At 49.6% G+C, this 23,038-nt stretch carries 22 protein-coding genes; all 22 read right to left on the reverse strand.

The window, feature by feature from the left end:
• Positions 1-5: 5 nt before the first annotated feature.
• The 22 genes from fliP to EA26_RS16560 all read right to left on the reverse strand — a co-directional run bounded on the left by fliP (position 6) and on the right by EA26_RS16560 (position 23,001).
• Positions 6-875, reverse strand: coding sequence for a flagellar type III secretion system pore protein FliP (gene fliP / locus EA26_RS16455; protein ID WP_039430175.1), 870 nt, complete (start codon positions 873-875; stop codon positions 6-8).
• Positions 865-1,284, reverse strand: a complete 420-nt coding sequence (gene fliO / locus EA26_RS16460; protein WP_039430178.1) for a flagellar biosynthetic protein FliO — start codon at positions 1,282-1,284, stop codon at positions 865-867. Before fliO ends, fliP begins: the two co-directional genes overlap by 11 nt.
• A 1-nt stretch (position 1,285) precedes the next feature.
• Positions 1,286-1,696, reverse strand: coding sequence for a flagellar motor switch protein FliN (fliN, locus tag EA26_RS16465; RefSeq protein WP_039430179.1), 411 nt, complete (start codon positions 1,694-1,696; stop codon positions 1,286-1,288).
• Positions 1,697-1,723: 27 nt separating this feature from the next.
• Positions 1,724-2,770 carry a flagellar motor switch protein FliM gene (gene fliM / locus EA26_RS16470; protein ID WP_039430181.1) on the reverse strand — a complete coding sequence of 349 codons (1,047 nt, stop codon included), beginning with the start codon at positions 2,768-2,770 and terminating at the stop codon, positions 1,724-1,726.
• 7 nt (positions 2,771-2,777) lie between these two features.
• On the reverse strand, positions 2,778-3,278 hold the full coding sequence (fliL, locus tag EA26_RS16475) for a flagellar basal body-associated protein FliL (RefSeq protein ID WP_039430183.1): 501 nt from the start codon (positions 3,276-3,278) through the stop codon (positions 2,778-2,780).
• 36 nt (positions 3,279-3,314) lie between these two features.
• Positions 3,315-5,417, reverse strand: coding sequence for a flagellar hook-length control protein FliK (locus EA26_RS16480; RefSeq protein WP_039430185.1), 2,103 nt, complete (start codon positions 5,415-5,417; stop codon positions 3,315-3,317).
• 91 nt (positions 5,418-5,508) lie between these two features.
• Positions 5,509-5,952: a flagellar export protein FliJ gene (gene fliJ, locus EA26_RS16485; RefSeq protein WP_039430188.1), complete on the reverse strand. Its 444-nt coding sequence runs from the start codon at positions 5,950-5,952 to the stop codon at positions 5,509-5,511.
• A gap of 6 nt (positions 5,953-5,958) precedes the next feature.
• Positions 5,959-7,278, reverse strand: coding sequence for a flagellar protein export ATPase FliI (gene fliI / locus EA26_RS16490; protein ID WP_039430190.1), 1,320 nt, complete (start codon positions 7,276-7,278; stop codon positions 5,959-5,961).
• A complete protein-coding gene (gene fliH, locus EA26_RS16495; RefSeq protein WP_039430193.1) occupies positions 7,278-8,075 on the reverse strand; it encodes a flagellar assembly protein FliH in 798 nt (265 codons plus the stop codon). Before fliH ends, fliI begins: the two co-directional genes overlap by 1 nt.
• A gap of 57 nt (positions 8,076-8,132) precedes the next feature.
• A complete protein-coding gene (fliG, locus tag EA26_RS16500; RefSeq protein ID WP_039430194.1) occupies positions 8,133-9,188 on the reverse strand; it encodes a flagellar motor switch protein FliG in 1,056 nt (351 codons plus the stop codon).
• Positions 9,181-10,866, reverse strand: coding sequence for a flagellar basal-body MS-ring/collar protein FliF (fliF, locus tag EA26_RS16505; RefSeq protein WP_152593755.1), 1,686 nt, complete (start codon positions 10,864-10,866; stop codon positions 9,181-9,183). The genes fliG and fliF overlap by 8 nt, the downstream gene beginning before the upstream one ends.
• Before the next feature lie 76 nt (positions 10,867-10,942).
• Positions 10,943-11,254, reverse strand: a complete 312-nt coding sequence (fliE, locus tag EA26_RS16510) for a flagellar hook-basal body complex protein FliE (protein WP_039431612.1) — start codon at positions 11,252-11,254, stop codon at positions 10,943-10,945.
• Between the two features lie 120 nt (positions 11,255-11,374).
• Positions 11,375-12,787 (reverse strand): sigma-54-dependent transcriptional regulator, encoded by a 1,413-nt coding sequence (locus EA26_RS16515; RefSeq protein ID WP_039430199.1) that lies wholly within the window; start codon positions 12,785-12,787, stop codon positions 11,375-11,377.
• An 18-nt stretch (positions 12,788-12,805) separates the two neighbouring features.
• Entirely contained in the window at positions 12,806-13,849 is a 1,044-nt protein-coding gene (locus EA26_RS16520) for a sensor histidine kinase (RefSeq protein ID WP_039430201.1), read from the reverse strand.
• 122 nt (positions 13,850-13,971) lie between these two features.
• Positions 13,972-15,435, reverse strand: a complete 1,464-nt coding sequence (locus tag EA26_RS16525) for a sigma-54 dependent transcriptional regulator (protein WP_039430203.1) — start codon at positions 15,433-15,435, stop codon at positions 13,972-13,974.
• Positions 15,436-15,662: 227 nt separating this feature from the next.
• Complete coding sequence (gene fliS / locus EA26_RS16530) at positions 15,663-16,073, reverse strand: flagellar export chaperone FliS (RefSeq protein WP_039430204.1); 411 nt, start codon at positions 16,071-16,073, stop codon at positions 15,663-15,665.
• Between the two features lie 12 nt (positions 16,074-16,085).
• Positions 16,086-16,388: a flagellar rod protein FlaI gene (locus EA26_RS16535; RefSeq protein WP_039430205.1), complete on the reverse strand. Its 303-nt coding sequence runs from the start codon at positions 16,386-16,388 to the stop codon at positions 16,086-16,088.
• A 6-nt stretch (positions 16,389-16,394) separates the two neighbouring features.
• Entirely contained in the window at positions 16,395-18,506 is a 2,112-nt protein-coding gene (fliD, locus tag EA26_RS16540; protein ID WP_039430206.1) for a flagellar filament capping protein FliD, read from the reverse strand.
• A gap of 20 nt (positions 18,507-18,526) precedes the next feature.
• Positions 18,527-18,955, reverse strand: a complete 429-nt coding sequence (flaG, locus tag EA26_RS16545; RefSeq protein ID WP_039430207.1) for a flagellar protein FlaG — start codon at positions 18,953-18,955, stop codon at positions 18,527-18,529.
• Positions 18,956-19,028: 73 nt separating this feature from the next.
• Positions 19,029-20,162, reverse strand: coding sequence for a flagellin (locus EA26_RS16550; RefSeq protein WP_039430208.1), 1,134 nt, complete (start codon positions 20,160-20,162; stop codon positions 19,029-19,031).
• Positions 20,163-20,461: 299 nt separating this feature from the next.
• Positions 20,462-21,595, reverse strand: a complete 1,134-nt coding sequence (locus EA26_RS16555) for a flagellin (protein WP_039424645.1) — start codon at positions 21,593-21,595, stop codon at positions 20,462-20,464.
• Between the two features lie 263 nt (positions 21,596-21,858).
• Positions 21,859-23,001 carry a flagellin gene (locus tag EA26_RS16560; protein ID WP_039430209.1) on the reverse strand — a complete coding sequence of 381 codons (1,143 nt, stop codon included), beginning with the start codon at positions 22,999-23,001 and terminating at the stop codon, positions 21,859-21,861.
• Positions 23,002-23,038 lie beyond the last annotated feature (37 nt).

The raw sequence follows: 23,038 nt of genomic DNA on the forward strand, positions 1-23,038 counted from the left end.
CCCTGCTATAAGGCGAAACTGCCAGCCAGCGTCGTCAGAATAAGATTCCACCCGTCAACCAGCACAAACAGCATCAATTTAAACGGCAGCGAAACAATCATTGGCGAGAGCATCATCATACCCATCGCCATCAGCACCGATGCAACCACCAAGTCGATGATCAAAAAGGGCAGGAAGAGCATAAATCCGATTTGGAATGCCGTTTTCAGCTCCGAAGTAATAAATGCGGGAATCAAGACCGCCATCGATACGTCTTCTGGGTTGGCCACCTGCTCCCCCGACATATTGACGAAGGTTTCCAGATCTTTGACGCGGGTTTGCTTGAGCATAAACGCTTTGATTGGTCCCTGAGCGACATCAAACGCTTGTCTCGCGGTCAGTTGCTCATTTAAGTAGGGCTGCACCGCCTGTTCATTCACTTCATTGATCACCGGAGACATGATAAAGAAAGTCAAAAACAGCGCGATGCCAATAATCACTTGGTTTGATGGCGTCTGTTGTAAGCCCATCGCTTGGCGCAATATCGACATCACCACCACAATCCGGGTAAAAGAGGTCATCAATATCACCATGGCAGGCAAGAAGCCCAGCATGGTCATAAGCGCAAGAATTTGCAGTGTAACCGAGTAGTCTTCACTGCCATCTGGATTGGTGGTCATGGTGAACGCCGGAATGCCACCCCCTTGTCCTACACTCATGCTGCGACTTTGCGCAGAGCCATTTTTCATCTCGGAGAGGGTAACGCTGCTGCCCGCCGCCAGATTATCCGGCAGCAACGTTTCTTCCGCTTGAGCCAGCGCAAGAGGAGAGAGCAGGGACAACATCAGCAGCCATAAGGTCAGCCACAAAGAAGGGAAAAAGTGTTTACTGTTCATGCTTTTTTAGTAACTGGCTAAATTGCGACGCAAAGGCACTCTTAACCAGTTCCTCCTGTTTTAACGGCTGTTCTAAACGGGCAATTAGTTGAATGGACTGTGCGGTAATCCCGACGAGAAATTGCTCCTCACCCGCCTGCACCACCGCAATCCGTTCTTTCGTACCAACTGCGATCTGGCTAACGATTTTTAGCCCATGTTGCTGACCGAACGCCGGAGCTTGCAGGCGCTTCATTAGCCAGGCCAGCAATAAGATAAAGGCGATCACCAGCAACAAAGAACCGAAGGTGGTCGCTAGATTAAGCTCTGGCGCGCTTGGCGCGGCCCAAACACGAGGAGCACTGAACAACCCGCTCAGTGCTCCTAACCCGCTTATCAGCCGTACTTTGTTTGTCATCGGGCTCATCATATCAGCGCAGTTTCTTGATGCGTTCCGTCTGACTAATCACATCGGTAAGACGAATACCAAACTTGTCGTTAACCACCACCACTTCACCATGCGCAATCAATGTGCCGTTAACCAACACATCTAAAGATTCACCCGCCAAACGGTCAAGCTCAACCACCGAGCCTTGGTTGAGTTGCAGCAGGTTACGGATACTGATTTGTGAACGCCCGACTTCCATCGAGATGGTCACAGGGATATCCATAATGGTGTCGAGTTTACGTCGCTCATCGGCGGTGATGGGCTTCGATGTATCTTTCAGCTCTTCCAGCGGCGCGGCCATCACTTCATCAATATCAACATCAGGCGCGGAAGGGTCTTCACCCAGAGCCGCCGCCCACTCTGCTGCCAGCTTCTCATCTTCACTTGATGCCATAGTCATATCCTGTTTTCATTTTCGTTATTAATCTTCATTATCATCGTCACTTTCCAGCTCAGACATGATGTCCTTACCCAAGAAAGTTAAATCGGTTTTCACCACATGCGGGCGCTCAATTTCTTGTGAAATCTGCACGGCCAACTTGTCGTTAGACTGGCCCATTTTGACGCGATAGGTTGGCAATTCTTCAACAAACATCACTGCATGTTTGGGCATTTCTATCGGAATGACGTCCCCCGGACGAAGCTCCATCAGATCACGCAGAGAAATGGTTTTCTCCAGCAAATTGACGCGAAAGTTTACCGGACAGTCCATGATCTCTTCACGTAAAGCAGAACTCCAACGTACGTCGGTTTCCATCTTATCCGATTGCACACCCGCATCCAGCAGTTCACGGATCGGTTCCACCATCGAATAAGGCATGACCACGTGAAAATCGCCGCCGCCGCCGTCGACTTCAATATGGAACGAGCTCACCACAATCACTTCCGTCGGACTGACGATGTTGGCCATACTGGGGTTCACTTCAGAGTCGAGGTACTCAAACTCTACCCCCATCACAGGCGACCACGCTTCTTTGTAGTCTTCAAAAACGATTTTTAGTAGCAACTGAATGATGCGTCGTTCGGTAGGCGTGAACTCGCGCCCTTCAATTTTAGCGTGAAAACGGCCATCACCACCGAAGAAGTTCTCCACCAGAATAAACACCAGACGCGCTTCCATGGTAATCAGCGCCGTGCCTTTCAAGGGTCGAAAACGCACCATGTTCAAACTGGTGGGTACGTACAAGGTGTTCTGATATTCACCGAACTTCATCATCTGTACGCCGTTGATCGACACTTCCGCCGTTTTTCTCAACATGTTGAACAGGCTGATGCGCATATGACGGGCAAAACGTTCGTTGATAAGCTCCAGCGTCGGCATGCGACCACGGACGATGCGATCTTGCGAAGAGAAGTCGAAGTTAACCGCACCGTCTCGGTCGTTATCTATCGGCTCATCTACCTCATCGACATCATCTACCCCGTGGAGCAGCGCATCAATTTCGTCTTGGCTTAATAAATCAGTCACACGATACCTACTGAATCACAAAATCGGTAAACAGAACTTTCTCAATCACTGGCTGGCCGACCGACTTGGTCAGCGCCGCCTTAATATCTTCTGTCGCTTTATCGCGCAGTTCAACACGCCCAGTTGGTGAGCGAAGCTGATCCACCGTCGCCGAGGCGAAAGTGGATAGCAGCGAGCTTTCAATCAGTGGCGAATGGTAACGTGCGAGGTTTTCGTTTTCTGAGCCGCGCACCATCAATTGGACTTTGATTTGCACCATACGATCCCGGCTATCGCCAGTGACATTAAAGACAAAGGGCTGAGCAATATTGACGTAAGCGACCGGATTTTCAATAGGTTTTGCTTCCACTTGCTCTTTGGTCGCCGCCTCTTCTGCTGAGTCGGAGCCCATTAAAAAGAATGCAGCCCCACCGCCACCCAATAACAACACTACCGCAGCGACGATGATAATCAGAAGTTTGCTTTTGCCTTTCGGTGCTTCCTCACCCGTTTGTAGTTCTTCTGCCATGATCTGTTTTATCCCGTAAACTTAACAACTTGTATTTTATGCGTAAAAACTGATTCCATCACGCTTTGATGCCACATTTACATCAAGTTTCATCTCAGGCTCAAGATTTTCATCATTACCAGAGGCAAATCGGCCAGTTTGTTGCCCATCACCTTGTCCACCAGCAGAGTATTGTCGCTGCTGCTGGCCAGATGCCTGCTGCTGCACCGAAGAATCCGCCAATTGCATGCCTTGCTGCGCCAACATTTCTCGCAGGCGAGGCAGGGTTTGTTCAATCATCTCACGAGCTTGTGGGTTGCTCACAGTGAAATGTACATGGGCCAAATCGTTATTCATGGTCATGCGGATCTGCATTCGCCCAAGCTCGGGCGGGTCAAGACGAATATCCAAATTCTTCAGGTTTTTGGACATCATCATCTGCACTTTTTCCGCAACCTGATCACTGGCCATTTCACGCGTGAGTTGCATTGGCACTTGTGAAGCAGCTTCAGCGCGTACTTGCCCGTTGGTGGTTGGCGCGCCTTGCGCGCTGTAGAGACTGCTTTGCGTTGTGTTGGTGGCACGTTCACTACTCGGCTCACTCGCTGATTTTCCTTTCAGCGCGGTTAAGCCACTGGCCGCCAACGCCGCTTGTAGCCCTTTTGTTGGCGTCACATTGGGCTGCGCAGTACTCTGCAGCGCAGCCATCGCATTTGGCGCTAAGCCATCAGGCAGCCCGGTAGTGGGAGCTTTATCGCTGGTGGGCTGCGGTGTCACTAACGCTTGTGCGGGTTGGCTGTTTTGCAAAGCGCTATGCACCGCCTGAGAGAGCGCCGTGGTGGTTGCGGCCAGTTTTGCGCCGCTCTCTTTGGCAGTGTGCGCATTATCTATCGGCGCAGCTTGGTTCCAGTCAATTGCAGCTCGAGGCGCGTTGGCGGCCCCGTCACTTCGCAGCGTATTTAATTCCGCATTGCTCGCCGCCACCAGCACTGTGCTTAGTGCGGGTAAGGCTGCCAGTACCGCAGGATCTTCAGCTTGCAGCTGGCCATCAAGTAGCCCTTGCAAAATCTGCTGATCTTCCCCATTGAGCGCTTGCTCTGTCGCTAACTTTTGTTCAATTTCGGCTAAACGCGGCGCAGGAACTAGCATCACTGGCAGCTCAGAGGAAACTTGCTGCTGAAGGGGTAGCGGACTCTCATCTTGTGCTTGCATCTGCAACCCGGCAGTTGCGTGCCACTCAATTTGCCCATTGGTCATTTGAGCGGCCGTAGCAGGATCAGCAGCAAGAGTTTCCGGCGGCAAAGCTCCTGCGGCAACGCTAGACACTGACAGCGCCTGAGGCTGTAACTGCACCAACGGATCCGATGTGGATTGAAGTGAACCTGCTGCAGAAGGCGGCAAAGAGTCTGCGCTTTGGCGACTGACGCCAACTTGCGCCGAGCCTGGTAAAGAAGCGACCTGTTCTGCGGTGAGCGCATTTGCGTTAAGCGCCGTCGCATCACCTTCCTCTACCTGAAGACTCGGCAATCCATCCGCTGAATTGTGAGGCGACACTGCCTCGGTGGCTGCTTTTGTCGGCAATGCTTTGCCACCGTTTTTAGGCTGCAAAGTGGCATTAGCTTGCTCCAACTGGCCGAGAATTTTTGAGCCTTCATGCATGACGCTCTCTTGCACCGCTTGTTTGTCGCTGCCAGCTTTTGTAGAAGAATTGCTCTTGGTTACGCCTACATCTGCGGCAGCATCACCGGTTGTTTGAGCGTTGGCGGAGGATGTTGATGCTACAGTCTCGCTCTGCCCTGCAGAAGATACCTGTACCTCAGACTGAGCAGAGCCTTCTGTTTGCGTCTTTCCCACCTGTAACAATTCATCACTGCTTTCCGAGCCTTCAAGCGAAGCGCCATCGACAGCTTCACCTTCACTGTTTTGTGTGGTTTCAGATTCAGCAGTTAGATTTCCTGCTTTGAGAGGAGCCCCATCTTTAACGCTGCTGTCGGTTTTGTCGGCTTTCTTGTCGTCCGTTTGCCCAGAAAAGACTTTGGCGAGAGTTTGAAGAAAACCGCCTGATTCGGCCACCTCGCCAGTGACTTCTTTGCTTGAAGCTTCAGCTGTCGTTCCTGCTGTTTTACCTGTTATAGATACCGATTGCAGATTCACATTCATAGTCACAGTCTCTTCGCAGCACTTATTGGATAAGCGTCAGTGGGGATTTTAGGTAATTGACCTGCAAGAAACACGCCATTTTGAGAGCTGACTAATAATTTGGTTTGCGCCTAGCGTAATTAAGGGTCGAAAACTCGTCCATTTGCTTCTGCTCTCGTTTGGCTTCGGCTTTCTGTTTCTCTTGTTGCTTTCTTTCGATCATCCATTCATAGGATTTGCGCTGCTTGCGTACCTCTAACCAATAGTGCTCACTATTTTCGACTTGCTGTTTGAAGTGCGCTTCTGCTCCGCGCTGTTTTGCCAGCGTTTCGTCAAGCTGGTTGAGAAAGCGGTTGAGATGAACAAACTGACTGGCGCTCAAACCGCTTTTTCCGCGTTCGACCAGTTGCTGGCAGTAGTCGAGGCGATACTTTTCGATCTGCTCCACCTGCCGGTAGTAACTTTCTAATTCGGCTTTCGCTTTGTTTAAGGTCAGAACCGCTTGGTTCTCCCTCTCTTTGGCCTGCTCAAGCAGAAAGTCCATCGCGTTTTCCATCAGTGATTACACTCCCAACACGTTTTTTAGCATGTTGACACACATGGCGTACGGCACTGTCTCTTTCATTTGCTGCTGCAAATAGGCGTCCAACTTTGGCTTGAGGGTAAAGGCGCTATCGATAGCTTGATCCGTTCCCGGCTTATAGGCACCGATCGACACCAGATCTTGATTTTTCCGACAAATAGACAAAATCTGCCGCACGGCTTTAGACATCAACACATGCTCGTCGGTGGTGATCTGCGGCATCACACGACTGACCGATTTTTCAACGTCGATGGCTGGGTAATGCCCCGCGTCTGCCATTTCACGTGACAATACGATGTGACCATCGAGAATCGCTCTCGACGCATCGGCAATCGGATCTTGTAAGTCGTCACCCTCGGTAAGCACAGTAAAAAAGGCGGTAATCGAGCCTTGTTGTGGCCCACCATTGCCTGCACGTTCAACTAACGCAGGTAACTTGGCAAAAACTGACGGTGGATAACCTTTCGTCGCTGGTGGCTCACCCACAGAGAGCGCGATTTCACGCTGCGCCTGTGCAAAACGTGTCAGAGAGTCCATCAGCAGCAATACATCCAGCCCTTGATCGCGAAAGTATTCCGCAATCGTCAAGGCCGTTTGACACCCTTTGAGGCGCATCAGTGGCGAAGCATCCGCAGGCGCGGCGACCACTACCGAACGTTTACGACCATCTTCTCCGAGGATCTCCTCGATAAACTCTTTAACTTCTCGTCCCCGTTCACCAATCAGCCCCACCACCACCACTTGCGCGGTGGTGCCACGCGTCATCATTCCAAGCGTGACCGATTTACCGACACCAGAACCGGCGAATAGCCCGATACGCTGCCCCTTACCGACGGTCAGCAAACCATTAATCGCTTTTAATCCGACATCCAGCGGTTCAGTGATCGGTTTGCGCGCCAAAGGATTCATCGGTTGGGCATTGAAAGAAGCACGGTGCTCAGTATAAATCGGCCCCAATCCATCAAGCGGATTGCCTACACCATCAATCACTCGGCCAAGCAGCTCCATGCCTACGGGCAAACCGCTTTCACCCGTTAATGGCGTCACTTTAGCACCAGGCAAAATTCCCGTGATCTGTTCACTGGGCATCAAAAACAGGTTATCACCGGAGAAGCCAACCACTTCCGCCTCCATTTGTCCGGTCATCGTCTCGACCAAACAGAGGCTGCCGATAGGCGCACGACAACCGGTTGCTTCTAATGTCAAACCAATCACGCGCACCAATTTACCAGCGGCAACTGGGCGTGTGGTCAACCCTTGTACTTTGTAACTTTTCAGTCGCTCCGCCAGCGAGATCATTATTCGCCTCCGTGGTGACGATTGGTGCCACAGAAATTTTGTATCACGTGTTTGATGCGCTCTTCCATGCGATAGCTGACGCTCGACTCGCCAGCTTCAATCTGCACATCGCCACGATTGAGTGACGGCTCAGAGACCAGTGTCCAGTTGCGAAACGCCAGATCGTCTTCACCATATGAGGAACGAACAATCTCGGCATCTTCAGGATTCAGGTGCAAAGTGATGGGATGACCAGCGATAGGCAAGCTCTCTACCGAGGCTTTAATGGTATCAAGAATGATCTGCGGGTTGGTCTGCACCTCAACGTGAACCACCTCTTTCACCAAGCAAAGCACCATGTCCACCAGTTGCTTTTCAACTTGGTTACTCATCAGCTCCAGCGGCTGAGCAAATTGATTGGCGAGGCTAACAAACGTTTCAACTTGTTGTTTAACATGCTCTTCACCGGCGGCGATGCCTTCCGCTTTACCTTGTTCTAGCCCTTCAGCTTGACCGACCGCAAAGCCCTCTTCCTTACCTTTTTCAAAACCTTGTTTGAAGCCAGCCTCTTGACCTTGAAATAGCCCTTCCTGATAAGCCCCTTGCTTGATGAGCTCGATTTGTTCTTCGGTTAATTCAAGAACTGGCTCTTCTTCTGCTTTCTCAAAGTCGGGCATCCAGCCGGGGTCATAGTTAAAAGCGGTCTCTTTCGCTTGTTTGTTTACCTCAGCACCGTAATCCGGCAAGCCCCAGCGTTTTGGCTGTGGGACTGCGTCATCTTCGCCAGGACGAATAAAACCACGTTTTCTTTCCGCCATGCACTTACACCTTTGTACAGAAAACAACGCCCCGAAACGGGGCGAGGAAATAATCGATTAGAGGAATTCGTCTGCGCCACCGGAGAGCATAATTTCGCCACTGTCGGCCAGTCGCCTTGCGATAGCGAGGATCTCTTTTTGCGCGGCTTCCACGTCGGCTACCCGCACTGGCGGCATCGCTTCGATATCGTCGCGCATCATCTCAGCAGCACGTTTCGACATGTTCTTGAAGATCTTGTCGCGCAAACCATCGTCGGCGCCTTTGAGTGCTTTTTGCAGCACGTCCTGAGGAACATCACGCAGCAACTTCTGAATACCTTGGTCGTCCACTTCGATAAGGTTTTCGAATACGAACATCAGATCTTGGATCTGCGTTGCCAAATCTTCGTCCTGATCGCGGATCTGCTCCATCAACAAGCCTTCAACGTTGTTGTCGAGGTAGTTCATGATTTCGGCCGCTGCTTTCAGGCCGCCAATTTTTGCCGCCTGCGCACCCGCTTGACCGGCAAACTGCTTCTCCATGATTTCGTTCAGCTCTGCCAGTGCAGACGGTTGAACTTCTTCTAAGTTAGCGATACGCATCATCAAATCCAAGCGTACCCGCTCTGGGAACTGGGAGATGATCTCCGCTGATTGATCCGCTTCCAGATAGGATAATACAATCGTTTGGATTTGTGGGTGTTCGTTAACAATGATGCTCGCCACTTGTCTTGGGTCCATCCACTTCAAGGAATCCAGACCTTTAGAGCCTGTGCCGAGAAGGATTTGGTCAACCAAGTTATTGGCTTTGTCTTCACCCAGTGCCGCGATCAGCGCATTGCGCATGAAGTCTTCGCTGCCCATACCAATGTTGGTGTATTTCTGGATATCTTCCAGAAACGCTCGGTGCACTGCCGATACTTTGTCTTGGCTGAGATCTTTGGCTTTCGCCATGGCACTGCCCACCCGCTGAACCTGCTTCGGTTCTAAATGACGGATAATGCCTGCCGCATCTTGCTCATTGAGACTCAGCAGCAAAATCGCTGCTTTTTCTTCGCCAGTGATGGTCGAAATATCGATTCCTGTTGAATCCATCTCGCCGCTTGCTTCCTGATTTGCAATTTCGTTAGCCATTCGTCATCCAATTCTTCACAACTTGAGCCGCCAGCTCAGGTTCGTTTGCAACCAATGCACGCACTGCTTTCAACACATCTTCATCTTTGTGCAGATTTGGCAGGTCGATGCTTGACCCAAATTCAAACAACTCACTACTTTCGATGTCACTACCAATCAAACTGGTTTCACCGTCGGCGCCAATCGGCAGGCCATCAGGCCCGTACATTTCATTTTCATCGTCACTCGCAGGGTTGAGCAGTTTCTTCATCGCTGGACGAATCAACACCAACACCACCACAATGATCACCAAGGCACTTGCGAACCAGCGCACCCAGTCGTTGAAGTTTGGATGTTCCCAAATCGGTACGTCAGCCAGCTTTTCAGGTTCCTGTTCAGCAAACTGTATACTTAATACATTGAGTAAGTCGCCGCGGTTTTCATTAAAACCGACCGTACCAATCAGCACTTGGCGGATAGCATTAATTTCCGCTTCACTACGAGGAGTATAGGTGACACTGCCGTTATCCGAGTTGACCGCTGCGCGATCTTTGATCGCCACTGACACCGTCTGACGTGTCACGATACCAGTCTGCTTGCGTTCATGACTGATGGTGGTATCAAGCTCAAAGTTACGCGTCGACTCTTTGCGCACCGAACCTTGCCCCGTCACCGAACCGTCTTTCATTTGAGCGACATCTTGCGGGATAGAGGCATCTGCCGGCGGTTGGTTGCTGAGCGCACCCGGCACACCCGCCACCATGTTGGCGTTGTTGTAATCTTCTAACGCATACTCACTGCGCGTGGCTGGGGTATTGGGGTCAAACGCCTTTCGTGTTTGCTCGACCGCACTAAAGTCCATTTCAATATCAACTTGCGCGGTGTAATTGCCAAAACCCAAAATAGGGATAAGCACAGAGTCAATTTTTTCTCGCAGCATCTGCTCTTGGCTGCGCTCTAACTCTTGCTCTTTGCGACGAGCTGCGGAGACTGGATCTTGTGAACCAGAGTTTAGTAATCGACCATGTTGATCTGTGACGGTGACGCGAGAGGTTTTCATGCCCGGTACAGCGCTCGCCACCATGTCGACAATCGAATCCACCTCTTGCTGTTTGAGGTTAGCACCGGTGCCTAAGGTCAAAAATACCGAAGCGGAAGCCTCTTGATTGTGGCGCACAAATACACTTTGTTTTGGCAGCGCAAGCAGCACACGCGCTTTGCGCACTTGCTTCATCTCTTCGATGGCTTTGCCTAGCTGTCGTTCACGGCTGAGTTTCAAACGCTCCTGTTCTAAACGTTGCGAAACGCCAAAGCCCATGTCTTGCAGCAGAATATCGTCACCGGCTTGGGTATTTTGATTCAGCCCCGAGCGGACCATGTCCAATTTAATTGAGTTAAACTCGCTGGCTTCCACCAAAATGGTGTTGCCGTCCAGTTTGTAATTGATTTTTTGTTGATCGAGATGATCGAGAACCGGGATCAGCTCTTCGGTTTCAAAAATTCCCAACGGACGCATTTCGGGCTCTTTTACCCAGAAAAACAGCATGACGATCAGTGCCACACAGATGGAAATGGAAACCACAAGAACAATCTGACGCAACAGATCAAGATCACCAACGGCCATATCAAACTTGGACGAACTGCGCTCATCCAAATCGGGGTTTTGTCCGTCGAGATCCATGTCTGATTGAGCAACCATGGCGTTGTTGGATGCTCCGTCAGTCACTGTCAGATCCGTTGATTTCTTCTCTTCAGCCACAATGTACTACCTAAATTCAAACTGGCATATTCATGAGGTCTTTGTATGCCTCAATCAGCTTGTTTCTTACCTGCAAGGTGGCCTCAAACGCCACACTGGATTTGTTTCTGGCAATCATCACATCAGAGAGTGAGACATCCGCATCGCCGCGGTCAAAACGGGTTTGTAAATCACTGGATGACTTCTGCAACGCGTTCACATTATTGATGGCCTGACTCAGTATATTGCCAAAATCAGCACTGACTTTCGCCCCTGTCGCAGGCGCAGATGTGTTGGTCGCCTCTAACATCATGGCGCGCATTTCGCCTTGTAATCCGTCAATTCTCATCTTCACCTCAACGCCAAAAGTTTGACCAGACATTTCGCTGTAATATTGACAACGCAATTAGCATGCCATACCAAGGGCACAGTTTACCCTTTCTTGACTAAACTGACCAACAGCGAACACTCATCCCGGGATATCGATACCAGCATCACGCATCTTAGCCAGTTTGTAGCGCAAGGTTCTCGGGCTGATACCCAGTTTTTCCGCCATCTCTTTGCGGCGACCTTGGCATTCAATTAAAGTCTCTAAAATGATGGCATACTCTTGATCTCGTAATTCGCTACCTAAGCTATCTCCGCCAACGATACTACGGCTAAACGCATCAGGCTGCGCGACCGGTTTGACGTCCGGCACTACGACATCGCTGGTCTGCTGCACCACATTTTGCAAACTGTTGGCGTCTTGCCAATCTACCCCTTCTAACAGGATATGATCCTGCTCGATATCGCTGTTTTCACTTAAGATGAGGGCTCGCTGCACCACGTTGTCTAGCTCGCGCACGTTACCCGGCCAAGGATAATGCGTAAGTTTGTCCAGCGCTTGAGGTGAAAAACGAGGTACCGCAATCCCCTGTTTCATGCAGTGACGCTCTGCCAGATGTTTGGCGAGCGGTACGATATCCCCTTGGCGCTCACGTAGCGCAGGCCAAGTCAATGGGAAAACATTCAGACGGTAATACAAATCCTCTCGGAAATTCCCTTCGGAAACATACTGCTTTAAGTCACGGTTACTGGTGGCTAGGACGCGCACATCCAACTTGATGCTCTTGCGGCTACCCAGGCGCTCCACTTCTCGCTCCTGCAGTACGCGCAGCAGTTTGGCTTGCAGGTTGAGATCCATTTCACTGATCTCATCGAGTAGAATCGTACCACCTTGCGCCTGTTCAAATTTGCCCGGACAAGCTTGCACTGCGCCAGTGAACGCCCCTTTTTCATAGCCAAACAAGGTGGCTTCTAGCATGTTATCTGGGATCGCGGCACAGTTAATCGCAACAAATGGCCCGTCTTTACGCAGCGACGCATTATGAATGTAGCGCGATAACACTTCTTTGCCCGAACCACTTGGGCCAAGCACCATCACGTTGGCGTCGGTGCGCGCGACTTTGTCGGCCAGCGCAAGCAGTCGTAAGCTCTTTTCATCCGCCACTACCGCGTCACCATTGTCGTCCGATTTGACAGGGGCGTAACGGCTGACCATATTGAGCAACACTTCTGGCGCGAAAGGCTTGGCCATGTAGTCAATCGCCCCTTCTTTCATCGCTGACACAGCGTCTTCAATATTGGCATACGCTGTCATCAGCAACACAGGCAAATTTGGCCAGTTTTGCTTGATGCTGCGCAATAGTGCAAGCCCACCCATGCCGGCCATTTGTACGTCAGAGACCACAATATCCACCGAATGGGCTTTGAGTTTGAGTAGCGCATCTTCGGCGCAATCTGCTTCGAGCCATTCATACCCCGCTAATGCCAATGTATCGACCAGCGCTTCGCGCAGACCTTCGTCGTCTTCTACGATTAACACCTTGCTTTGAGCCATTTCAGATCTCCAATGTGGTTAATTCTCTGCTTCCGTCGAAGCAAGCTGATTGCGCTCAAGAGGCAGGCACATGGTAAAACACGCGCCATCGCCCTCTTCAGAAAGTAGTTCTAGCCGTCCATCATGGGCACGACACACCATTTGCACCACCGCTAACCCAAGGCCTGTGCCTTGTGAACGAGTAGTGAAAAAGGGTTCCATTATCTTATTTTGTAATTCTTTGGGCACGCCCGGGCCGCTGTCTTGCACAGAAATGCGAAGCTCGCCATTGACTGGGCGGAAATAGACATCGATCTGAGCTTCTTTTCCGGCGATCTGGATAGCATTCATCACCAGATTACTCAAAGCAGAAGCGATGGCATTCACATTACCGAGAATTTGCGTCTGCTCACCTTCCACTTCTTGGCAGTAGTCAATCTGGTTACTACGCAGCGCGGTTTCGACCATGGGTTGATATTCACTCACCAGTTGCTCGATAGTAAACGGCTTGATGACTTTATTGTCTCCCCCCTTGGCAAACAACAGCATATCATTGACCTGCTTTTCCAAATCTTGCAAGCGATCCATCAACTTGGATTGAAAACGCTCCCGCGTGGCGCTGGGCAAATTTGGCGCTCCCAAGTTCGATGCATAAAGCATAGCACTGGAGAGCGGGGTTCTGACTTGATGGGCCAGCGATGCAACCATTCTGCCAAGCGATGACAAGCGCTGCAAATCACTCACTCGCGACTGTAACAGGCGAGTTTCGGTGAGGTCGGTAATTAGAATCAATTGGCCCGTTGCCGACGCCGAGATAGCCAAGCGCACTTTGCGTCCATTACGCAGCGACACTTCGTGTCCATCATCGTCACGCGGAGCAAACGCGGCCTGAATAATAGAAAACCACTTTTCGTTCACCAGTGGCACTTGCAGGATACGATGCGCCTCGGGATTAGCTTCTCTGACCACCCCTTGAGTATCGAGCAAAATAACACCCGCAGGCATCACATCCAAAACCTGTTTGTAACGTTCTACCTGACTTTCTACCGAATCTAAGTGAGACTGATTGATGAGGTTATCCATGGAGTGTCGAATTCTCGCCTATAAAACTACAATAGCCTGTCACGCAAAATGCATGCCAGGCTATTATATATATTTTTCAATACGTTAACAGAGAGACAAGAAGTTGACGCCTCAATAAGAGGCTAACGCTGCATGTTATACTTACGCATTTTTTCAACTAATGTCGTCCGACGCATCCCAAGCATGTCCGCCGCACGTGCGACCACCCCACCTTGCGCTTCTAGCGCTTGGTTAATCATGTTCACTTCCAGTTCCGCCAACAACTCTTTTAGGTTCACCCCTTCCGGCGGAAGAGACTGCGGTGCGTTGATATTACTATCAAAATCACTTTTCTCAGAAAAATCGAAATTTTCGGAAAAAATATCCTCCAGCACATCCCGTTCCTGCTCTTCAACGGAAGCAAACGAAGAGAGCTCCGGCTGAAACTCCGGGATATCGCTGTAACGATACTTGGTTGGCAAGTGATTGACATCTACTAAACTGTTGGGATAAAGGATCACCATACGTTCGACCAGATTGGCGAGCTCACGCACATTACCGGGCCAGTCGTGCTCCATCAGGGAATTGATCGCTCTGGGAGTGAAACAGATAGGCTGTCCACCCTCGGCTTGCAAACGGCTCATCAGCTCTTGCAACAGAAGCGGGATATCTTCTTTGCGCTCTTTTAACGCAGGCATTTCAATTGGAAAGACGTTCAGCCGATAGTAGAGATCTTCACGGAATTTCTCATCGTCGATCATGTTTTCCAGATTGCGATGTGTCGCGGCGATAACACGCACATTCGCTTTTAACGTCGCATTGCCTCCGACGCGTTCAAAACAACGCTCTTGCAACACACGTAAAAGTTTTACTTGCATCGCCATTGGCATGTCGCCAATTTCATCTAAGAAAATGGTACCACCATCGGCCAGCTCAAAGCGCCCTTTGCGTGTGGTTAACGCCCCAGTAAATGAGCCTTTTTCATGGCCAAACAGCTCGCTTTCCAGCAAATCAGGCGGAATCGCACCGCAGTTGATCGGCACAAAAGGACCGTTGCGACGTGTAGAATGGTAGTGAATATTACGTGCAACCACTTCTTTGCCTGTGCCTGATTCTCCTAGAATCAGTACGTTGGCTTCTGTATCCGCCACCTGTTCAATCAAATGACGTACCTCTTGGATACCCATACTTTGGCCAACTAAGCTACGGAAAAGGGTATTTTTACGCGCAGAAGCAACAACATTGACCCCTTTTCTGCCAAGAAACTCTTTGCAGTGTCTCAGCGCTTCACTGAGTTGCGGGTAATTTAGCGGGAATTCCAATTCACCAATTAAGTTTGGCATGTCGTCAACCGGATGGGCAAAATCGCCCATAACCAGTAAAGGGATATGATGTGCCGAGTGGAGCTTAGCCATCACCGCTGCCAGTGAACGATCATGCACATAGCCAACGATCACACCAGACCATACCGTTGACCAATCAACACTTTCTATCTGAGCAGAAGGGAGTGCTTCGCAATTTTCCCCAACAAATTCCAATATATTGCTTAAATTGAGACGATTTTTTTCATCATCTTCGATTACAAGCAGCTTTGCCAAACCTTGCATAAGTACGAATAATTGCCTTTGTTTTATGGTATGTTGCGGCCAGATCTTGAGATACGGTAATAAGTGAGCGTTTTATCAACTTCACTCAACTAACGATAGACAAAACAGAAAAATCAGCAACAAAAAAAGCCATTAGGGCTACTAATGGCTTCTATTTTATTTGAATAAAAAAATAAGGCAACCAAGCAATTACGAGGTGTGAGCTCGGTTAAAAGTTTGATATCACATCAGATACCAACTGCGGCTGCTGTCAAATTGTGATATTCGTTCGGAATCTGATCCCAAGCAGACTTAACCTCACGAATAATGTCGATAACATCATCAATTGGTTGAGGATCGTTCTTGTGGTTGGCGTTGGAAATTTGCGTGATCATGAACTCGTACAATTGATCAAGATTGCGTGCAATATCACCACCATCGTCCATCGACAAACAGCTACGTAGCGCAATGATGATGTCGAGTGCTTTGCCCAGACGCTCACCTTTGACCGGAATATTACCCGCCTGCATGGCCGCTTTGCCTTGGATCAGACGCTCAATCGCACCCGCCATCAGCATTTGAATGACTTTATGCGGAGACGCAGCACTGAGTTGGCTATCCACTGAAACTTTTTTGTAAGCCTGTAATGAACCGCGCATAGTATTCCTCTTTTATGTAAACTTTTTGTACTGTTGAAGCGAACGCTGACCTCGTCTGAACTTTTGCAATTGTAAACCGGTTTTATTGGTCTCTTCTTGCATACGTTCCAGCAACCTTTTTGTCCGAGTGATCATCAAACGCCACTCTTCTTCACTCTTCAACTGTGGGTTTTGCGCCACTTGTTGAAGAAGGCTCTGCAATAACTGTTCCCTGTTATCGACCAGCCGCTGCAAATCTTCAGCACTAATTTCGTCTTTTTCCAGTTCGAGAGAAATTAATTGATCCAAATCACACAATTGTGCCAGCAAGGTCATTCAACGTTATCCTAATGCATTCATCAGAGCGCCAAGTTGCCCTTGCATTTTACTCGTTGCGTCCTGCATTGCAGTAAATTTCGCGTGAGTGCGTTCCTGGAGGCTGTTGATCCGGCGATCCAATGCCGCTTGTTCATCGGATAAACGGTAAGTTTGTTCCGATAAACTCTTCTCACGGGTACGAATCGATCCGGTCACTCCGGTGATTCCATGAATGGCATCTTCAACACGTTTAGCAAATCCAGTGTTGCCACCAAAGAAGTCTTCCAACTTGTTGAAGTTGTTATTAAGCTGGCGATCCAACATGTCGTAGTTGATCTCCAGTGTTCCCTGACGCGTGGTTGTGATACCAAATTCGGTCAGTGATTTGAGATTTTCTGGCGCTTTTTCAATTCGGGATGAAAAAACGCTCTTAAGTCGTGAATCAGCATTACGCACAGTGCTGTCTCCCGCCAGAGGGCCTTTTTGCCCAGTCGCCGGATCAACACCCGATAAGGATTTGGCGGTTTGGTAAAACTGATTGTACGCGTTGACGAAGGTCTCAATATCCTCGCGCACGCTATTTCTATCGTATTCAACGCCAATTTCTGCTGGCGCTTTGTTGCGTGGTGTTGTGCCTTTTAAGGCCAAATCGACACCTTCAATCGCATCTTCGATGATGTTGTTGTTACTCGACAGCTGGGCAACACCATCCAGAACGACCATGGCATCCTGACCTTTTTGCACCTCAGTCATACCATTGTAGGTATCAAAGGACTCTTGAGCTTGCTGTAGCGCCTCTTGCGCCTGATCGATACGTTCAAGGCGCTCACGCTCTTGCGGATCGAGCTTAGCGCGTTGAATTTGCTTGGCTTGCTCTTCCGTCAGTTCCCCTTTAGCGACCTTTTCATCTAACTGGGCTTTTTCTTGCGCCAGTTGTTCTTCAATGCGCGCTTTCTCTTGAGCCAGCTCTTGTTGGACTTTCTCTTGTTCGGCCTCTAATTTGGCTTGTGCCTCTTTAGGCGTCACGTAAGAGTCGGTCAAGGTTCCAGAAGCGGTATTGGTCCAGCCAGGAACATCAGGGGCTTTCTCTATCGCCTTTTCGTCTAATTCAAGCTCGGGCGTATAGTAAGAGTCGAGTAAGGTGCCGGAGGCAGTTTCGGTCCAGCCAGGAATGTTGTCTTGTGGGAGTAACGATGCAGCGGCTTGGGCAGCATCAAGCGCTTCTTGACCCGCTCTCGCGGCATCGGCACCAAAGCTGGAGATAGGCTCGTCGCTCTGCGTATCAGGGGACATGTCATCGCCTTTAGCAGCGATATCAGTGTCTGTTTTCAGTTCGGTGTCACTGTCTGCATCCCTTGCCCCCTCTGCGGCGGGAATGGGATTGCCCTGCTCGTCAAACTGAGGTTCTGCGCCTTGTTCCACACTGTCAGCAGAGGCTGTTGCCGAGTCAGGTTTTACCTCTTGCATCACCTCTTCGGCGGCAATACGCGCTTTTTCCAGCGCTTTGACACGTTCTTCTAGGGTTTTGTACTCGAGTTTTTTCAGCGGATCGCCTCGCTCGGCGTCCACATGAATACGAATTTGGTTATCCTTACCTGAGACTGTCGAGGCAAGGATCAGGCGGGGGCCTTCCACATCGTTGATGATCGATGCGCGAACGCCCGTGTTTTTACCAGAAGCGTTGATACCTCTAACGACATCAATCAGTTTCGAATCGGCACTGACATTTACGTCAAAGGTTTTTTCTCCAAGCGAAATCTGCAGCTTCCCAGGGCCAAATTTTGCGTCTTCGGCCAGAACGTCCGAAGCCACCTTATGGCTCTGAGCAAGCTGCAACACATCGATGGCATATTTACCGGCAATCGCATCGGTAGTTGCAGTGGCTGAGACGATACTATCGTCAGTCGTGTCGACTTTGCGCACAGCAAAAGCCTTCTCCTGACGAAAGTTCGCCATCATATTTTTCATCGTATCCAACGATTCTCTAAGCCGGCCATAGGCGCTGATGCTGGTATCAATTTGGGCCCGCTCGTTGTCGATACGTTGCTGCTTTGGCACACGCTCTGCATCGACAACTTTGCTGACCATGGAATTGATATCCATGCCACCAGACATCCCCAAAGGGCCTAAACTCATTGAATCACCTCAACAACGACTTACACTTTATCTACCAACAAACCAGATCGGGTAGCTTGTGAGACTAAGCGTCTGAATATCTCTAGCATCTCTTCATCAGGTATCTGACGAATAATGTCCCCTGTACGGGCTTCATAAATCGTCACAACATCTTTGCCTGATTCCTCGTCCACTTTAAAAGAGACCCCTTTATTAATGGAAGAGATAAATTCATTCATTTTCTCCACCATTTTGATCCTTTCTTCCCGATTGAGCTGCTGCCGCTCTTGCGACATTTTTACCGCAGCTTCAATTGAAAAGTTAGCATCATCATTTTTCACCGTTTCCGGCGAAGAGTTCTCTTTCGGACCTGACATGCTAGGCACAGCACCGCTTTTGTCATAAGCAACATTTGTGCCATTTTGCAAGCCGTAAGGCTGGATGTTCGATGTGTAGGATGATATTTCCATAACAATCTCCCTTCCACCTTTATGAGCTATTACTCATCAAAGCTGAGCTAAACCTGAATTTAGCTCGCTCTGATTAGCCCAACAAGCTAAGAGCCGAAGATGGTGACTGTTTCGCCTGCGCCAGAATCGAAGTACTCGCTTGTTGCAGAATCTGAGTCTTGGTCATCTGAGTCGTTTCTTTCGCGTAGTCAGTATCTCGGATACGGCTATTCGATGCGTTTACGTTCTCGTTGATGTTACTCAGGTTGCTGATCGCATGGTTGAAACGGTTTTGGAACGCGCCCAAAGAGGCTCGTTGGCTATCAACCGCTTTCAGTGCGCCATCAATGATAGACACCGCTTCTTGCGAGCCTGCAACACTAGTTACGTCGATCTTCTGTACGTTGGTTTTCTCACCATCGCCAATCGTCAGCTCAGATGCTAAACCACCACCAAACTCAACTTGGCCATCTTGCACACGTTGAGAAGAAGCAAACAATTGCAGTTTACCACCTTCGCCCACCGCCGCTTTCACGTCTTCGTTCTGGCCGTTGATGTAAGTTGCCACTTCTTCTAGATCGTCACCCACTTTTGCGTTAATGGTGATCTCTTTCTCTTCACCTTCCTTATTAGTATAAGTCATGGTGAGGTCAGTATTGTTGGTGACTTTCCAATCTGCTGCAACGCCGTCTTCTGACTTGTAGCTCATACCGCCCATTGCGTCAGTGTCGGTACGTAAGCTATCCATGGAGAGCATAACGGCTTCACCAGAATCGGCACCGATTTGGAAAGATTGCGAACCATAAGTACCGTTTAGCAGCTTGTTACCACCAAATGAGGTGGTTTCAGCGATACGGTTCAGTTCTTTGTTCAGCGCGGTCACTTCTTCCTGAATCGCCACACGTTCTGCTTTAGAGTTAGAACCGTTAGACGATTGCAGCGCAAGGTCACGCATACGTTGTAGGATGTTGGTACTTTCCGTCATCGCACCTTCAGCGGTCTGAGCAATTGAAATGCCGTCGTTCGCATTTTTCACTGCCATATCCAGACCACGACTTTGCGCGTTCAAACGGTTAGAAATTTGTAGGCCAGCGGCATCGTCTTTCGCACTATTGATTTTATAGCCCGAGGACAAGCGCTCCATTGATTTTTGTTGACCTTCAGCAGCCTGATTTAGGTAACGCTGTGCGGTCATCGCTGACACGTTGGTGTTTACGTTAATAGCCATAATTGATCTCCTTAGGCTTTAGTTGATGTACCATCGTGTCTCTCACCTCACTCTGGCACATCTCATTTCTCTCAGTCCTGTAACGGCGGCGCTAAGAATACCTTTAGGAGAATTTTAGTTTTTTTCGCTATTTTCTCATCCAACGGACGAAAGTGTGATCTCAAGTTGATTTATGCGGCGTTCACTGTCGCTTCGTCAATACTCTGACTTGGCTAAGAAGCAATAAAAAGCCTGACCGAAGTCAGGCTTTACTCGCTCATCTCTCACCACGAGCCAATGAGTTTTCTGTAGGGTTAAAATTAACCCAGTAGGCTAAGCGCTGAGTTTGGCGCTTGTTTCGCCTGAGCAAGAATCGAACTGGATGCTTGCGACAGAATTTGTGTTTTGGTCAATTGAGTCGTCTCTTTCGCGAAGTCGGTATCTTTGATACGGCTCTTCGACGCGTTCACGTTCTCATTGATGTTGTCCAAGTTGCTGATTGCGTGGTTGAAACGGTTCTGGAACGCACCCAGCTCTGCACGGTGGCTGTCCACGTATTTCAGCGCCGCATCGAGAATCGCTACCGACTCTTGCGCACCTTGCACGCTGGTCACGTCAATGGTGTCTACCGTTACTTCTTTGCCCTCACCAATGCCAAGCTCACCCGCTAGGCTGCCCGAGAAAGAGAGCTCGCCTTGCACTTTGTTGGTACCGGCGAAGATTTGCAGTTTGCCGCCTTCACCGACAGAGGCTTTCAGCAGGTCGGTTTGACCGTTGATGTAGGTGGCCAGCTCTTCGATGTCATCACCCGCTTTGGCGTTGATGTTGATCTCTTGCTCGTTACCAAATGTATCGGTCAGTGAGATAGTCAGGTCGTTGTCACCGGCAGAAACGGTCCAGTTTTTGTCTTTCCCTTCTTCTGCTTGGTAGCTGATGCCGCCCATCATCTTGTTGTCTGAGCGCATGTCTTTGAGTGACAGCATCACCGCTTCACCGTTGTCCGCACCAATCTGCATCGATTTGGTACCGTAGGTGCCGTTAAGCAGTTTGTTACCACCAAATGATGTGGTTTCTGCAATACGGTTCAGCTCGTCGTTAAGCGCAGTCACTTCTTCTTGAATCGCCACACGCTCTGCTTTGGAGTTTGAGCCGTTAGCCGATTGCAAAGACAAGTCACGCATACGTTGCAGGATGTTGGTGGTTTCGTTCATCGCACCTTCGGCGGTTTGCGCGATGGAGATACCATCGTTGGCGTTACGCACCGCCACATCCAAACCACGACTTTGTACGTTCAAGCGGTTCGAGATTTGCAGACCCGCTGCGTCATCTTTCGCGCTGTTGATTTTGAAACCTGAAGACAGACGTTCCATCGACGTTTGTTGTGCGCTGTTTGCGCCGTTTAGGTAACGTTGTGCAGTCATTGCTGCTACGTTGGTATTTACATTCACTGCCATGATGAATTCTCCAATTGATTTTCCGATGTTACGGTTTCCGACGTCTCGGAAAACCAAGTAGTTCTCTCAAAGTTACTTTTATTAACGGCTCAGTTGGAAAATCCTTTAGCAAAAAAAGACGATTTTTTTGAAAAAAGATTCTTTAGCGAGGAATACGTGATGAAAAGGGTAAAAGTGATAAAAAAGTTCAAAAAAGGGCTAAAGGTTTATTTTTTTCCGTCGATAAAAGCGGTTATTTTTTCTTTAGCCATGCTCTTACATGGTTATCCCAGCAAGGTGAGCGCTAAGTTGGGACCGTTTTTAGCCTGTGCCAAAATAGAAGCGCTCACTTGCTGCAAGATCTGCTGCTTGACCATCTGTGTGGTCTCTTTGGCGTAATCCGTATCCTTGATTCGGCTATTGGATGCAGCTAAGTTCTCGTTGATATTGTCGAGATTGTTGATCGCGTGACCAAAGCGGTTTTGGTAAGCCCCAAGCTGGGCACGGCTACTGTCCACGTATTTCAGTGCCGTGTCGAGTGCCGCGACTGCGCTTTGCGCCCCACCCACGGTAGTGATGTCCAACTCGTCAACCATTTGACTCCCGCCAGCGACCATTTGCAGGCTATCCGCCAGCCCTCCGGAAAATATCGGCTGACCAAGAATGGGGTCAATCTGCGAGTAAGCCATGTAAAGCTGCAGTTGGCCATGTTCATTGACCGAGGCAGAAACATGCTCCGTTTGGCCATTGATGTACGTAGCGAGCTCTTCGATGTTATCGCCCGCTTTGGCCTCAATATCGATACTTTCCGTTTCCCCATAAGCGTTCACGTAGCTGATATTGAAATCGCTTTGCCCTGGAGCCACTTTCCAGTCCCCATCCGCGGCTAAGTTGGCGACATATTTAAAACCGCCCATCTGCGCCACGTCGCTGCGCATGTTGTTCAGTTGAACCTGAACCGCCTCGCCCGAATCCGCGCCAATCTGAAAGGATGAAGAACCAAAAGTACCATTAAGCAGCTTTCGTCCACCAAAAGAGGTGGTTTCGGCAATACGATTCAGCTCATCATTCAGAGCAGACATCTCTTCTTGTAAAGCAATGCGCTCAGCATGGCTGTTGGAACCGTTAGAGGATTGCAGTGAGAGATCACGCATTCGCTGCAAAATATTGGTGGTCTCATTCATCGCTCCTTCGGCAGTCTGCATGATAGAGATACCATCGTTGGCATTACGCACCGCCATATCCAAGCCATTCATTTGCGCGCGCAAGCGATTGGAGATTTGTAAGCCAGCGGCATCATCCTTGGCACTATTAATACGAGAGCCTGACGACAGTCGCTCCAAAGATTGATTGAGCATTTCACTTGCGCTACTCAGATGCCTTTGTGCTACCAGAGCAGAGACGTTGGTATTGACGGTAATGGCCATGAGCTCTCACAGACGGATTGAGGGATTAGCTTCCTAT

Origin of the sequence: Vibrio navarrensis (genome assembly GCF_000764325.1) — a bacterium.
Lineage (GTDB): Bacteria > Pseudomonadota > Gammaproteobacteria > Enterobacterales > Vibrionaceae > Vibrio > Vibrio navarrensis.